Raw genomic sequence first — 16,423 nt, 5'->3', positions numbered from 1 at the left:
TTGACTCGCCGTACAACGAATCTCGACAGTTCGCTGTTTTAATGGCGCCAAATCCTTGTACGGAGTGGCGCCATGACTGACTCTTTCACCGGCCTGGTCAAACAGGCCGCCGACCATCTTATCGATGCACAACGCCTGATAACGTTACTGCCATTGTTGCCCTGCATGGTGGTCATCGCCTTGTCGCTGACTGCCTGCGGGCCACGCGATCCCTTACCACCCGCGCCTCCCCGACCGGTAAAATTCATCACCGTGAAGCCCGCCCTGCAAGGGCAACAGGTGCAGATGACCGGCGATATTCATGCCCACGACGAAACATCATTGGGTTTCAGGCTGGATGGGCGGATTCTGACGCGCCCTGCCGAAGTGGGCGATCGTGTTGACGCCGGTCAGGTGCTGGCAACGTTAGAGAGCAGCACTACCGCCAATGCGTTACGCAGCGCGATGGCGGACACCGACAGCGCGCGGGCAGCTGAACGCGTTGCGGCGCTGAATCTACATCGTATGAAACAGTTGATGCCTTCCGGTGCGATTGCACGGGCGCAGCTCGACAGCGCGCAATCCGATTGGCAATCCGCTGCGGCGCACCTGCAAAGCAGCGAAGCCGCACTCAACAGCGCGCAGGAAAATCTACGCTGGACGCAGCTGACGGCTCCTTATAGCGGCGTGATCACCGCCGTCAGCGCCTCTGCCGGACAGGCCGTGAGCACCGGTCAAACGGTGATGTCACTGGCAAGCGGTGCGGGGCGGGATGTGGTTCTGGATGTGCCTTTCCCGGCAGCATTTTCCTCGCTCCCCAGCGATGCCTTTCGCGTAACTCTGCTCTCTTCACCGGCGATCGCCGCGCAGGCGCATCTGCGCGATATCAGCCCGCAGGCCGACCCGCAAACGCGGACCTGGCGGGTTCGATTAACTCTAGACGATCCACCGCCAGCGATGCTGTTGGGCGCCAGCGTCAGCGTGGCACTACCGGAGAGCGATCCCCGCACCTTTATCCTTCCTGCATCCGTGCTGACGCGCCTGGCGGACAAACCGGCGGTGTTTGTGCTGGATACGCAGCGCGGCAAGGTCACACGCCGCACGGTGGTGATTTCCCGCTTCACCGCCAGCGAAGTCTATATCGCCAGTGGTCTCACGGCAGGCGAAAGCGTGGTCACGGCAGGCGTCAGCACACTGCGCGATGGCGAAGCGGTTGCGCGGGGAGATGAGCAGCCATGAGTGAACCTTCCGCTCGCGATAAATTCAACCTTTCCGCCTGGGCGCTGGCTCATCAACAGCTGATGGCTTTTCTGATGCTGATGATCCTTAGCGCTGGCGTGCTCAGCTATCAGGCGCTGCCGCGCAACGAAGATCCCGCCTTTACCATCAAAACCGCCGTGGTCTCCGCGCAATGGCCCGGTGCCGATCTCGACGATACGGTGCAACTGCTGACTGAACCGCTGGAGAAAAAGCTGCAGGAAGTGCCCTATCTGGATTACGTGCAGAGCGAAACGCATCCCGGTAAAACCGTTATCTTTGTCAATCTGCGCGACAGCACGCCGCCCGGCAAAGTGCAGGACATCTGGTATCAGGTACGCAAGAAAATGCAGGATGTCAGCTCCGCGCTGCCTGCGGGCGTTGCGGCACCGGCGGTCAATGATGATTTTGACGATACTTTTGGCACGATTTACGGTTTTACTGCTGAAGGATTCAGCACACGTGAACTGCGCGATCGCGTTGAGTCGATTCGCGATCGGCTGATGAGCGTACCGGATGTCGGCAAAATTACGTTGCTCGGCGTGCAGGAGCAGCAGATTGTGGCGAGCTTCTCTCCGCGCAAGCTCGCGGGAATGGGCCTGAGCCTGCAACAGGTCACCGCTGCCTTGCAGGCGCAGAATGCCTTGTCACCCACAGGCGTCATTCGCACCAACAGCGATAACATCGCGCTGCGCGTCAGCGGTGCCTTCAACTCGGAACAAAGCCTGCGCGCCGTGACGCTGCACATCAACGATCGCTACATTCCCCTGACCGATATCGTCACGCTGACGCGTGTGGCGGCGGAACCGCCAACGCCGCTCTATCGCGTCAACGGTAAGCCAGCGATTGGGCTGGCGATCTCCATGGCGCCGACCGGCAATATGCTGGATTTTGGCCACGCGTTATCGGACAAAATGTCGCGGATTGCCAGCCAACTGCCGCACGGAATTGAGGTAACGAAAGTGGCGGATCAGTCGCGGGTGGTCAACGACGCGGTCAGCGGATTTGTGCGGGTGCTCGGTGAAGCCATCTTTATCGTGCTGGCCGTCTCTTTCGTCTCGCTCGGGCTGCGTGCCGGTTTAGTTGTGGCGGCGGCGATTCCTCTGGTGCTGGCGATGACCTTTACCGGCATGATGCTGGCGGGCATTGGGCTGCAACGCATTTCACTTGGCGCGCTGATCATCGCGCTGGGGTTGTTGGTGGATGACGCGATGATCGCCGTGGAGACCATGGTCGCCCGACTCGAAGCCGGTGATTCCCGCTGGCGCGCCGCTACCGTAGCCTTTGAAACCACCGCATTTCCGATGCTCACCGGCACGCTGGTGATGATTGCCGGTTTCATTCCCGTCGGCTTCGCCGCGTCCGGCGCGGGGGAGTATTGCTACTCGCTGTTTGTGGTGGTGCTGATTTCGCTGCTCAGTTCCTGGGTCGTTGCGGTGCTGTTCTCTCCGCTGACCGGCAGCTGGATCCTGGCATCAAGGCCAGGTAAACCGCACGCTGAGCCCGGTTGGTTGCTGCGCCTCTATCGCCGTCTGGTTTCACAGGTGTTACGCCATCGAGGCTTGACGCTCGGCCTGGCGGGCGCATCGCTGCTGCTCGCCATCTGGGGCATGAGCCACCTGCAGGGCGAGTTTTTCCCGGCATCCGATCGCCCGGAGCTGCTGGTCAGCCTCACGCTGCCGGCGAACGCTTCGCAGGCGCGCACCTTAAGCGTGGTAGAACAGCTCGAAGCGAAACTCAGCGGCAACACCAATATCGACCATTTCTCCTCCTATAGCGGCAGCGGCGCCGTGCGTTTTTATCTGCCGATGGACGTGCTGAACGATGATGAAAACATCGCCCAGCTGGTCGTGGTAGCCAAAAATCTGGCGGCGAGGGATCGGTTGAAAGCTGAACTCGATCGCCTGCTGGCACGCGATTTCAGCGATGTGGTGACGCGCGTATCGCCGCTGGAACTGGGTCCGCCGGTTGGCTGGCCGATCCGCTATCGCATCAGCGGGCCGCACTACGAGCGGGTGAAACAGTATGCGGAAAAGCTGGCCAGCATCCTCGGGCAATCCCACGCGACGCGCAGCGTAAACCTGACCGCAGGCGAGCCGGAACGCGTCATCACCTTTGCGGTGAACCAAACCGCAGCCCGCGCGGCTGGCGTCTCTTCACAGGATATCGCGCAGCTGCTGAACCGCGTGTGGTCCGGTCAAAGCGTGACTACCGTGAGAGATCATAACCGGCTGGTTGATGTGCTGTTGCGCGCCAACGATGCTGACCGGCTGGATTTAACCAGCCTTGCTGCGTTGAAACTGACCACCGCGTCAGGCGCGAAGATTGCCATCGGCCAGGTTGCGACACTGCAGTGGGGATTGCAAGATCCGGTGATGTGGCGTCGCCAGGGTTTTCCCTATGTGGTGGTACAAACTGATGTAGCGGCGGACATGCAAGCGGAGACCACATCCGCGCAGCTCAGCGCAGATGTCCAGCAGCTGCGTGCCGGATTAGCGCCGGGTTACACCCTTGATGAAGAGGGCACGGTTGCCGAATCGGATAAAGGTAACGGCTCAGTGTTTGCCGTTTTGCCGGTGACGTTGTTTGTCATGCTGATACTGCTGATGGTGCAGCTGCAACGCGTATCGCGCATGTTGCTGGCATTGGCGATGGCGCCTTTTGGACTGCCTGGCATTGTTCTGGCAATGCTGCCCAGCGGCACGCCGATGGGATTTGTCGCCCTGCTCGGTATGATTGCGCTGGCTGGCATGATCATCCGCAACGCGGTGATCCTGATCATGGAAGCCGATAGCAATCTGCGTGCTGGCATGTCGCGCAATGATGCAGTAAGCCAAGCGGCTGAGCATCGTGCCCGCCCGATTCTTCTCACCGCCTGCGCCGCGATTTTAGGCATGATTCCCATCTCGCATCAGGTGTTTTGGGGGCCGATGGCCTACGCCATCATTGGTGGATTACTGGTGGGAACGCTGATGACGCTGACGGTATTGCCCGCTGCGCTCAGTCTGGTGATGCAGCGTGAATCAGCGTCTTCCGCTGAATGAAAAAGGTTTGGCTGGCATGGCGCCAGCCAAGTTACGTTAACGTGCCAGGCGCCAGCCGCGTGTCAGGCGCTTCTCTATCTCCACCAGCACAAAGATCCCGGCGCTCACCGCCAGCGAAATTAGCCAGTATTTGAACGGCAATGGCGCGGTGCCAAACAGCGTATTCATCAAGGGAACATAGATAATCATCGCCTGCAGCGCGATAAGCACCACGGTGACCAGCCAGATGCCACGGTTTTTCAGCAAACCGGCATCCAGCGAGAATCCGTTGCTGTTACGGCAGTTCAGCATGTAAACCCACTGCGCGGTGACCAGCATCTGCAGCAGCACGGTGCGGATGAACTCCGGCGTGTAGCCGCGCGGCTGGAGCCAGGCTTCCAGCACAAAGGCGCTAATCGAAATCAGCAGGCCGACGAAGATCACGCGCCAGATGGCGTAAGCGTCCATCACCGGGCTGCGTGCGTTACGCGGCGGGCGGCGCATGATGTTGCGCTCTGCCGGTTCAAATGCCAGAGCAAACGACAGCGTTGCCGAGGTCGCCATGTTCATCCACAGAATCTGTACCGGCGTCAGCGGCAGCAGGTTGCCCATCAGAATCGCAATGATGATCAGCAATCCCTGCGCGAGGTTGGTCGGCATGATAAACAGAATGGTTTTCTTCAGGTTATCGTAGACGCGTCGGCCCTCTTTCACTGCAGCTGCGATGGTGGCGAAGTTGTCGTCGGCGAGGATCATATCCGCCGCCTCTTTGGTCACTTCGGTGCCTTTGATGCCCATCGCGATACCAACGTTGGCCTGCTTCAGCGCGGGCGCATCATTGACGCCATCACCGGTCATGCCGACAATTTCACCGCTGCTCTCCAGCGCTTTCACCAGACGCAGCTTATGCTCGGGGCTGGTACGGGCAAAAATGTCGTATTCACGCGCCGCCACGCCCAACTCGGCATCGTCCATATGCTCTAGCTGGTAACCGGTGATGGCAGAATCGCTGTTACCAATGCCCAGCATCTGGCCAATCGCCATCGCGGTTTCCGGGTGATCGCCGGTGATCATCTTCACGCGAATCCCTGCCTGCTGGCAGTCGCGAATCGCGGTGATGGCTTCCGGACGCGGCGGATCCATCATGCACGCCAGGCCCAGCATCTTCATGCCGTTGCGTAAATCCTCATGATCGATGTGGTGCTGCGCTTCCGGCAGCCAGCGCCACGCGGCGGCAACCGTGCGCAACCCTTCGCTTGCGTAGGTGGTGATCGCCGCTTCCCAATACTCGCGATCAATCACTTCCGCATCGGTAGCACCCTGCTGCTGTTGACACAGCGACAGCAACACATCGGGCGCACCGGTCATCAGCAGGCACGGTTTGCCATCAATCAGGCAGCTCACCGCCATGTATTTGTAGGCCGAGTCAAACGGCAGCTTGCTCAGAATCTGCACCTTGTCACTGTGAATGCCCGCCTTGGCGGCCAGCACTTTCAGCGCACCTTCGGTTGGGCCACCCACAATGCCCCAGTTGCCGTGGGCATCCTGACGCAGCTGGCTTTCGTTACAGATATCCACCACCTGCAGGAAGCCCTGCATCAGCGCATCGCTCTGCTGGCCCGCTTCAAGGGTGAATTCGCCTTTGGGTTCATAGCTGTTGCCGCTGATGCGCCACTGGCTGTTCGCCAGCACCACCGCTTTCACCGTCATCTCGTTCATGGTCAGCGTGCCGGTTTTATCCGAGCAGATCACCGTCATGGCACCGAGCGTTTCGACCGTCGGCAGCTTGCGAATGATGGCGTGATTGCGTGCCATCGACTGCACGCCAAGCGACAGAATGATCGAAATAATCGCCGGTAAACCTTCCGGCACCGCCGCTACCGCGAGGCTGATCACCGACAGCAGCAGCTCCGTCACCGCGATGTCGCGCAGCAGATAACCAAACACAAACAGCGCCGCCATCATCAACATGATGATGCCGAAGATGGCTTTTCCGAGTTTGTCGATCTGCACCAGCAGCGGGGTTTTCGCCTCTTCAATCGCGGAGATCATCGCATTGATGTGGCCCAGCTCGGTGTCGCCGCCGGTGGCGATCACCACGCCCAGCGCGGTACCTGAACTGACGGTGGTGCCGGAATAGGCCAGATTCAGGCGATCGCCGAGCCCTTTTTCACCCTCAAGTGCCACGGTGTTCTTTGATACCACCGTGGATTCGCCGGTCAGAATCGCCTCTTCGACGCGCAAGTTATGTACCTCGAACAGCCGCAAATCCGCCGGGATCTTATCGCCTGGGCGCAGCATCACCACGTCGCCGACCACCAGATGCTGCGTAGCGACGGTGATCTGCTGGCCGTCGCGCAGCACCATGGCATCGCTCGACATCATGTTCTGGATGCTTTTCAGCGACTTTTCGGCGTTGCTTTCCTGAATGAAGCCGATCAGGGCGTTGATCACCGCCACGCCGAGAATCACAAAGGTATCCACCCAATGGCCCATCACCGCGGTGATTACCGCCGCAGCCAGCAGGATGTAGATCAGTACATCTTTGAAATGCGCCAGAAAACGCATCAGCAGTGATTTTTCCGCCTTTTGCGGCAGCACGTTCGGCCCGTTGGCATCCAGTCGTTGCTGTGCGTCGGTGCTGCTCAACCCCGCGGGTGAGCTGTTGATGGCTTTAAATACGGCGGCGTTATCCTGCTGATAATAGGGACGCGCGGATGCTTCCGGACGTTTTGGCTGAATAGGAATAACGGTCATAATTAACCCCGTGACAGTGAATTGAAAATAAAAAAGCGTGCGAAAATAAAAACCACATTTTAATTATATTTTCCCGAAGCATACTGACCGTGGTCATGTTTTTACCGATTCAGAAGTGTGATGCTAATAGTGATAGCACTGATTGCGTAATGTTATTATTTAAACGCAAATAGAAAGGCACATGACACATATTAATTTTAGTTTCATCTCGAAATGTATTAATCATAGGGGGAATTATTATGAATAAATTACACAACCTGACAATACCGATGATCATTTCCTTTATTATCATTGCGGTATCATCAGCTACCGCCATCGGCTTACTCTCTTATCATGTGGTTTCGCGCATGGTGGCATAATTGATTTCTCCAGACATCGCTAAATTAAACCAACCTTAAACGCACATAATTGTTTCCACCTAATGACCCTTATTTTGCGGAGGGTCATTATTCCCTCTTTCAGGCAATGGCATATTTCCGCCCTTTCTTTCTTATTGAGGCAGGGGCATGAATAATTGGCCAGTGCTGGGCGCACTTGTAATTTGTTTGGTTTTGATCGGTTGTGACAATAAAAGCGGTGATGAACTCAGCGCACCTCGCGTAATTAAAGCGCTAACGCTGACGGAAAATACCACAGAGAAAGTCAGGGTATTTCCAGCGCGTATTACGGCGGGCGATTACACCGAATTGGCGTTTAAGCGTACCGGGCGGCTGGCGCAGTTGCAGGTGCGTGAAGGCAGCCATGTGAAGGCTGGCGAGGTGATTGGCCGACTGATCGATACCGATGCGCAGCTGCGCGTCAACGATCAGCAGAACAGATTCCAGCTGGCGGATCGTCAGTATCAGCGCTTCAGTGCGCTGGCCACGCGCAGTGCGGTTTCGCAGGCAGATATGGATGTGCAAAAGGCCAATCGCGACTCCGCCGCCGTGGCGCTCAACATCGCCAAATAGGAGCTGGATTATCACACCTTGCGCGCACCGTTTGACGGCATCGTCACCAGCGTGGCCTCACAAAATCATCAGGTGGTCACCGCGGGACAAACGGTGGCGGTGATCAGCCGCAACGATGTGCTGGATGTGATTTTTAGCGTGCCGGAAAACCTGTTCACCAGTCTTGACGTGCAAAACGTGAGTTATCAGCCAGAGATCAGTCTGAATGCGCTGCCGGGCCGCACGTTTCGCGCGGCATATAAAGAGCATCGTGCAGCAGCTGATGCCGCCACGCTAACCTGGCAAGTGGTGCTGACGATGCCGCGTCCAACGGATTTACCGCAGGTCAGCGGACTGAGCGGCACGGTGAAAGTGCAGATGCATAACCTGCCCACTTCCGACGGCACGCCGCTGCTGCGCGTGCCGGCCAACGCGGTGTTTAACCCGGATCACAGCCTGCCGAATCAGCCTTACGTGTGGCTGATCAGCGGTGAAGGTGATGTGCTTAACGTTCAGCAGCAGCCGGTGGTGGTGGGAAAACTCAATGCGCAGGGCATCGAAATTCTCTCCGGCCTGCGAGTGGGCGATCGCATTGTGGTCGCGGGCGTCAGCAATCTGCGTGATGGTCAGGCGGTGCGCCTGTGGACACGCGAGCGAGGTCTGTGATGCGCCTGCTGGAACCGTTTCTCAAATACCCGATTCGCAGTTGGCTGGTGATCCTGCTGCTGGGCGTGGGCGGCATTTTTGCGCTGCTCAACATTGGCCGTCTGGAAGATCCGCTTTTCACCATTAAATCGGCGGTGATTGTGACGCACTATCCCGGCGCGTCGGCGCAGCAGGTGGAAGAGGAAGTCACGCTGCCGCTGGAGAACGCCTTGCAGCGCTTGCCGTCGCTCGACAACGTCAGTTCGATCTCCAGCAACGGTTTGTCGCAGATCACCGTTACGATTCACAGCCACTATCGCGCCGACGACTTGCCGCAGGTGTGGGATGAATTGCGTCGCCGCGTTGACGATGCCACGCGCCAGTTTCCACCCGGCGTCAGCGCGCCGCTGGTAAATGACGACTTTGGCGATGTCTACGGCTACTTCTTTACCCTTTCCGGCGAGAACTTCACCAACAGCGAGCTGCGCACCTACGCCGATCAATTGCGGCGTGAGCTGAATTTGGTACCTGGCGTGGCAAAAGTGGCGATTGCCGGTATTGAGCAGGAGCAGGTGAATATCACGCTCTCCAGCCAGAAGATGGCGGCGCTGGGCGTGACGCCACAGCGCGTGGCCGCTTTGCTCAACAGCGTCAATGCCGTCTCCGATGCGGGCCAGATTCGCCTCGGCAATGAAGCGATTCGTTTCCATCCGACCGGCGAGTTTCAGTCACTGGATGAGATCGGTGCGCTGCCAATCTCTGCGCCCGGCAGCAGCCAGCAAGTGTTGCTGCGCGATATCGCCACGCTCAGCCATGGCGTTACCGAACGGCCGGGCAATCTCTATCACGCCAACGGCAACGCCGCGCTGGCGATGGGCGTCTCCTTTGCGCCTGGCGTCAACGTGATTGATGTCGGCGATGCGTTAAGCGCCAAAATTCAGCAGCATCAGCAGGCCAAACCGCTCGGCATCCATCTGAACGTGTTTTATAACCAGGCGCAGGAAGTGAAGCAGTCGGTGGATGGTTTCATCAATAACTTCCTGATTGCGCTGGCGATTGTGGTGGGCACGCTGCTGCTGTTTATGGGCGTCCGCAGCGGTATGGTGATCGCCGCCTCGCTGGCGCTTAATGTGCTGGGCACGCTGCTGATCATGTATCTGTTTAAGCTTGAGCTACAGCGCGTGTCGCTGGGTGCGCTGATTATCTCTCTCAGCATGCTGGTGGATAACGCCATCGTGGTGGTGGAAGGCATCAAGGTCGATCGCCAGCGCGGCAAGCCGTTGCGACAGGCGATGATGCAGATGGTGAAACGCAGCGCGCTGCCGCTGCTCGGCGCCACGGTGATCGCCATCATCGCGTTCGCGCCAATTGGTTTATCGCAGGATTCCACCGGCGAATACTGTAAATCGTTGTTCCAGGTGCTGCTGATTTCTCTGCTGCTCAGCTGGATTACCGCGCTGACGCTGACGCCGGTGTTCGTGCAGTGGGTGGATGGTCGCCAGGCAATCAGCAAAGAGACCGCGCAGCCGTATCAGGGCGTGGTGTTTCGCCTGTATCGCCGCGTGCTCACCACGCTGCTGCGCTTCCGCATCACTACTTTAGTGCTGATGGCCGCGTGCCTGGCCGCCTCGGTCTATGGCTTCGGCTACGTGAAGCAGAACTTCTTCCCCGCCTCCAATACGCCGATTTTCTTCACCGATCTGTGGCTGCCGTATAGCACCGACATCCATTACACCGCACAAACCGCGCGCGAGGTTGAAGGCTGGATCAACCAGCAGCCGGGCGTCAGCAGTACCGTGACCACCATTGGTCAGGGCGCGATGCGCTTTACACTGACCTACGATGCGACGCGTCAGTACAGCAATTATGCGCAGATCATGGTGCGCGTGCAGGACGCCAGGCAGCTGGAAATGCTGGCGCAGCACACCGAGCAGCACATCGGCGAGCACTTCCCACAGGTGACGGAGCGCATCAAACGCATCAATTTCGGTAGTGCCAGCGACAGCGCCATTGCGCTGCGGATTACCGGCCCCGATCCCATTACGCTGCGGCAGATTGCCAGCCAGATTGACGACATTTTCCTCGCCGAGGGCAGCGCGTTTCCGCCGCGTCATGACTGGCAGGCGCGCAGTAAAGTGATTCGTCCGCAGTATTCACCGCTGCGCGGTCAGGAGCTGGGCGTGGACAAGCGCGAGATCGACCGCGCGCTGCGTATCAACTTCAGCGGTGATAGCGTCGGCTTGCTGCGCGAAGGCTCGCGGTTGATGCCGATCATGCTGCAGACCTCCGAGCTGGAGCGGCAGAATATCGACCATCTTGGCAATATTCAGGTGTGGAGTCAGGCGCAGCAGCGCTATGTGCCGCTGGCCAATCTGGTGAACGATTTCCAGCTGGAATGGGAAGATCCGCTGATTATGCGTCGTGACCGCATGCGCGTCTTGACGGTGCAGACCGATCCCGATCCCGCCAGCGGCCGCACCGCCGCAGAGATTGTGGCGCGCGTGCAGCCGGCCATCGATCAGCTGAAGTTGCCCGCCGGCTATCATCTGGAATGGGGTGGCGAGTTGGAGAGTTCACGCGATGCCCAAAGCGGCCTGCTTGGCTCGCTGCCGTTAGGTTTTCTCGCGATGTTTGTGATTACCGTGCTGATGTTTAACTCGCTGCGCGATGCGCTGGCGATCTGGATTACCGTGCCGCTGGCGCTGATTGGCGTCACCTGCGGCTTCCTGCTCACCGGCATTCCGTTTGGCTTTATGGCGTTGATTGGTTTGCTGAGTTTGTCAGGCATGTTAATTCGTAACGGTATCGTGCTGGTTGAGGAAACGCACCAACTGGCGCGGCATCAGCCGTTACAGCAAGCGATTCTCGACGCCGCAACGTCGCGTCTGCGCCCGATTCTGCTCACCGCCTTCACCACCGTGCTCGGCCTGCTACCGCTGCTGCGCGATGTGTTTTTCCAGAGCATGGCGGTGGTGATCATTTTCGGTTTGGGATTCGCCACGGTGCTAACGCTGCTGGTGTTGCCGGTGCTGTATCAAACCTTTTATCGGGGTAGAAAGTCTTGAGCGTGAAATTTTGCCTTGAGTCCGTATTATCCGTGTGGGCACTGACGCATCTGGAAATTGAGCCGTTTTCAAAACCACGCATGGAAGCTAAGAAGCAGGCCGGGGCCGCTTTTGGGCAGGCAATCCGCAGCGCTGAATGTAGCGAGGAAGCCAGGAGAGCCCGCAGGACGCGGGCGAAAGGCGGAGTCGGGACAAGGAAGTCCCGTCTCCGCCGGTCCGTCAGGCTGACGAGCGAAATGAAGGTACCGCGTAAGCGGCGCGAGGACCGCCGGACCAAAGGCGGCCCCGGCCAGCGTATTCGCCATTGAAAAAAACAAGCATAACGGCATTTATGGCGACCTTTTTGGAAAATGTTCTCCCTGCTTTTCGTTCCCAGCGCTCGCCAGTAATATCTTTTTCAACATAAACGTCAGCGGAATTGCCAGAATTGCACCGATGATGCCCAACAGAGATTGCCAGATAAGAAACGCCAGCAGCTGTGTGGTAAGTGCCATATTCAATCTTTTGCCCAATAACAACGGCTCAATGACTGAACTCAGAATTAAATTCAACGCCACGAAGAACAGTGCGACCACCAATGCAGTTTGAATATCGTACAGCATATAACTTTGCAGCACTGGCGGAATGGCCGCCATAAATGAACCCAGAACTGGAATATAGTTGAAGACAAACATCAACACACCCCAGAAAAAGGCGAACTTCAGGCCAAGAAGATGAGCACCCGCCCAGACAATAATGCCGCCGACAATACTGGTCAGGGTTTTAACCTGAGCATAAACAATAACGCTTTGCACACCCTCTTCAAGCGCCACATAATAGCGCTGATATTTCCCTTCGGCCTGTTTGCGTAGCAAGATTTTTAAATTTCTCATTTCATACAGCATGAAAAACAGCATCAGAAATACCATCAGCCACCAGGAAAGAATGCTGGGTATTTGCGTGAGAAAACCCGTGACAAAGCGCACCACCGCACCCGCATCAACAAACGCCAGCATGTGGTTGGGCGTTAAAACCAGGCCCAAATGACTAAACGTCTGCGTCACCGGCTCGAAGCGTTCGGCCAGTAGCTGCGGTGCCTGACGGCTCAGCTGGATTAAATCGGGGGTTAATACGGTGAGTTTGATGATGGTGAACACAATCACCAATAACAGCAGCACAATCACCAGCAGCGATGACAGCAGACGCGGCACGCGTTTTCTTTCGAGCCGACTGATTAACGGATCGAGCATAATCGCCAGAAACAGTGACAGCATTACCTGATTAATTAATGCCGATGCCAGATAGATACCGGTAAGAATTATGGTCAACGTGGCGAGAATTATCAGTACGCGCAAAAGCCTTGACCATAAAGGAAACTCGTTCAGTCCCATTATTAAGATCCTTCATCCTATACAAAATGTATTATAGAGAAAAACCTGTGCGCTGGGCCTTGTTTGAGGTCAAGTGACGAAAAACATTCAGGCCGTAAGAGAAACGGCCTGAATGTCACGCGCTATTAATTGATTCTGAATCTCCGCGTTAATGGCTTTTCGATTTCGACAATTAAAAACATCACGAAGCCAATGATCAAGGTAATAATCCAGTAACGTAACGGTAGCGCGGTGGTACCAAACAGCAGCTGCATAAAGGGCGCGTAGATAATCAGCAATTGCAGAACTAACAGCACGCCGCTGACGATCCAGATGCCTTTATTCATCAGCAAACCTTTGCTCAATGAGAAGCCGTCGGAAACACGACAGTTCAGCATATAAAACCACTGCGCCGTTACCAGCGTTTGTAATAACACGGTACGAATAAACTCCGGTGAATAGCCGCGCGGTTGCAGCCAGGCTTCCAGTACAAAAGCGCTGATGGCGATCATCGAACCGACAAAAATCACGCGCCAGATGGCGAAACCATCCATCACATGCAGCTTGGGATCGCGCGGCGGACGACGCATGATATTTTGCTCACCCGCTTCAAACGCCAGGCCGAAGGAGAGCGTGGCGGAAGTCGCCATGTTCATCCACAGAATCAGCACCGGGGTCAGCGGAATGAGGTTACCGGCCAGCAAGGCAATGATGATCAGCAAGCCCTGCGCCAGGTTGGTCGGCATGATGAACAAAATGGTCTTTTTCAGGTTGTCATAGACACGGCGCCCTTCGCGCACAGCGCTGGCGATAGTGGCGAAGTTATCGTCCGTCAGTACCATATCGGCGGCTTCTTTAGTCACTTCAGTGCCTTTAATCCCCATGGCGATGCCGACATCCGCCTGCTTCAGCGCGGGCGCATCGTTAACGCCATCGCCGGTCATCCCGACCACCTCTTTTTTGCTTTGCAGCGCCTGCACCAGACGGAATTTATCTTCCGGGCTGGTACGGGCAAAGATGTCGTACGCCTGCGCCGCCTCACTCAATTGCTGGTCATCCATCACTTCCAGCTCGCGTCCGGTGATGGCGGTGCTGGCGTTACCGATTCCCAGCATCTGCCCGATACTCATCGCAGTTTGCGGATGGTCGCCGGTGATCATTTTCACGCGAATGCCGGCTTGCAGGCAGTCGCTAATCGCGGTTATGGCTTCCGGTCGCGGTGGATCCATCATCCCGGCGATGCCGAGCAAAATCATGCCCTGATGCAGATCCTGATGCGTCAGCTCAGTTTGTCCTGGTGTGGCCGGTTTCCAGGCCGCCGCCACCATACGTAATCCTTCGCGCGCATACTCCTCAATTTTGGCTTCCCACCACGGCAGATCGATCGGCTGCAATCCGACTTCTGTTTGCTGCTGCTGACAATGTCTGAACAGTACGTCCGGCGCGCCGGTCAGCAGCACGCACTCTTCATCGCCAATCAGATAGTGCGTCGACATGTATTTGTATTGCGAATCAAAGGGGATTTTATTGCGCAGTTCGGTGGTGACTGAAGGCAGATGTCCTTTGGCGGCTAGCACTTTAAGTGCGCCTTCCGTCGGGCCGCCGGTGATTTTCCACAGTCCGTTTTCGTCTTTAATCAGCTGGCTGTCGTTACACAGATCGATGGTGCGCAGATAGCGCTCGAGGATCGAGCCTTGCGCCACTTTCACCGGCACAGCGTCATCGGCTTTATGGATGGCGCCCACCGGTTCATAGCTCACGCCATCAACGCGGTAAATCTGATCGGCGGTGATAATCGCTTTCACCGTCATTTCATTCATGGTCAGCGTGCCGGTTTTATCTGAGCAGATCACTGTCATCGCGCCCAGCGTTTCCACGGTAGGCAGCTTGCGGATGATCGCCTGCTGCTTCGCCATGGTTTGCACGCCAAGCGACAGAATGATCGAGATAATCGCCGGTAATCCTTCGGGAACCGATGCCACCGCAAGGCTAATCAGAGACAGCATCAGCTCTGAAACCGGCATATCGCGGAACAGCAAACTAAAGACAAACAGCGCGGCCATCATCGCCAGGATGATCAGGAAAATGGCTTTACCGAGTTTATCCATCTGCACCAGCAGCGGCGTGCGGTGCTTTTCGATATCGGACATCATCTGGTTGATGTGCCCAAGTTCCGTGGCGCCACCGGTAGCGACCACCAGCCCTTTGCCGCCGCCCGAACTGACGGTGGTGCCGGAGAACAGCAGATTGGTACGATCGCCCAGCGGCAGCTCGCCGATGAGCGCGTCAGTGCCCTTCTCGACCACGGTGGATTCGCCCGTCAGAATCGCTTCTTCAACGCGCAGGTTATGCGCCTCAATGACGCGCAGATCCGCCGGGATCCGGTCGCCAGCGCGGATCACCACCACATCACCTGGCACCAACGCGGTGGTGGGCAGTGTCTCGTGATTACCCGCACGGATCACCACCGTTTCGCTGGAGAGCATATTGCGGATACTTTGCAGGGATTTTTCCGCATTGCTCTCCTGAATGTGGCCAATCAGGGCATTCACCACCGCCACGCCGAGAATCACCAGCGTATCAACCCAGTGTCCCATGACGGCAGTTAGCAGCGCAGCGGCAAGCAAAACGTAGATCAGCACATCGTTGAAGTGAGCGAGAAAACGCAGCCAAACCGGCTTGCCGGGTTTCTGTGGCAGGGCATTGTCCCCGTACTGTGTTAGGCGCGCCGCCGCTTCAGCACTACTGATTCCCTCGGTGGAACTTTGCGTACTGGCCAGCGTTTCATCGACAGAAAGTTGATAATAGGTACTTTCCGGTTTAGCAGTATTCATCGCTTTCTCCTCAAATCCTGTTTCGGAAATCAAGGCGGTGATATCCCGTATTTAACAAGTCGCCATTGAACGAAAAGATCAGACCTGACTTATCCGGTGGAAGAAGCGGTCCGTTTCAGATTGAAAAATATGTCGTTAATGGCTGCTCAGCGGCAATGGAGCAGCCCTATTTTCTATACGAAATTGAAAGTTTTTTGTAAAATGAACGCTATAAACGTAGCACAGGGATATTCAACGCATTCATTTCTCAATAAAAGTCGCGAGGCGGAAACCATTTATCTCACCAGACTTATCCGATCGCGGATAATAATAAAAATATAGTGTGATAATTCATAAGGCTGGGTAATTTAAAGCCAATATTCAGGTTACTTTAATCTGATATTTTATATCGATATTGCGGATTAAATATCCATGAAAATCAGTTTTATTAGATTTAAATCTGGTTAATTTCACCAAAAATATTACAAGCTATCAGGCTTTACTTTTTTTGACATCTGCGTCTATGCTCATCGATAACAAAAACATCCTGTTAATACTTCTCACCTTTCAAGACGATGGCGCAGTTTTTCTGTGGTCATGGTTAAT

At 56.3% G+C, this 16,423-nt stretch carries 6 protein-coding genes and 1 pseudogene; 4 read left to right on the top strand and 3 right to left on the bottom strand.

Translation table 11 applies throughout. The features are described 5' to 3' along the window. The first annotated feature begins 72 nt into the window (after positions 1–72). A complete protein-coding gene (locus MWH02_RS07785) occupies positions 73–1,218 on the top strand; it encodes an efflux RND transporter periplasmic adaptor subunit (RefSeq protein WP_271460250.1) in 1,146 nt (381 codons plus the stop codon). Continuing rightward, on the top strand, positions 1,215–4,280 hold the full coding sequence (locus MWH02_RS07780; protein ID WP_271460249.1) for an efflux RND transporter permease subunit: 3,066 nt from the start codon (positions 1,215–1,217) through the stop codon (positions 4,278–4,280). The genes MWH02_RS07785 and MWH02_RS07780 overlap by 4 nt, the downstream gene beginning before the upstream one ends. Before the next feature lie 36 nt (positions 4,281–4,316). Here MWH02_RS07780 and MWH02_RS07775 read toward each other — a convergent pair whose 3' ends face one another. After that, positions 4,317–7,016 carry a cation-transporting P-type ATPase gene (locus MWH02_RS07775; protein ID WP_271460248.1) on the bottom strand — a complete coding sequence of 900 codons (2,700 nt, stop codon included), beginning with the start codon at positions 7,014–7,016 and terminating at the stop codon, positions 4,317–4,319. A gap of 506 nt (positions 7,017–7,522) precedes the next feature. On the opposite strand from MWH02_RS07775, the pseudogene MWH02_RS07770 reads away from it, so the two are divergent. Both MWH02_RS07770 and MWH02_RS07765 read left to right on the top strand, forming a co-directional pair. Further along, positions 7,523–8,611: pseudogene (locus tag MWH02_RS07770) on the top strand (efflux RND transporter periplasmic adaptor subunit). Further along, entirely contained in the window at positions 8,611–11,655 is a 3,045-nt protein-coding gene (locus MWH02_RS07765) for an efflux RND transporter permease subunit (protein ID WP_271460247.1), read from the top strand. The pseudogene MWH02_RS07770 and the gene MWH02_RS07765 overlap by 1 nt, the downstream one beginning before the upstream one ends. A gap of 329 nt (positions 11,656–11,984) precedes the next feature. Here MWH02_RS07765 and MWH02_RS07760 read toward each other — a convergent pair whose 3' ends face one another. Together MWH02_RS07760 and MWH02_RS07755 are read right to left on the bottom strand one after the other, a co-directional pair. After that, positions 11,985–13,025 (bottom strand): AI-2E family transporter, encoded by a 1,041-nt coding sequence (locus MWH02_RS07760; RefSeq protein ID WP_271460246.1) that lies wholly within the window; start codon positions 13,023–13,025, stop codon positions 11,985–11,987. Positions 13,026–13,150: 125 nt separating this feature from the next. Continuing rightward, the gene (locus MWH02_RS07755) at positions 13,151–15,838 is read right to left on the bottom strand and encodes a cation-transporting P-type ATPase (RefSeq protein WP_271460245.1); all 2,688 of its coding nucleotides are present in this window, start codon (positions 15,836–15,838) and stop codon (positions 13,151–13,153) included. Positions 15,839–16,423 lie beyond the last annotated feature (585 nt).

The organism is Pantoea leporis, from assembly GCF_028048155.1.
GTDB lineage: Bacteria > Pseudomonadota > Gammaproteobacteria > Enterobacterales > Enterobacteriaceae > Pantoea > Pantoea leporis.
Note: the sequence above shows the minus strand (reverse complement) of the source record. Positions and strands in the feature narration are given on the sequence as shown.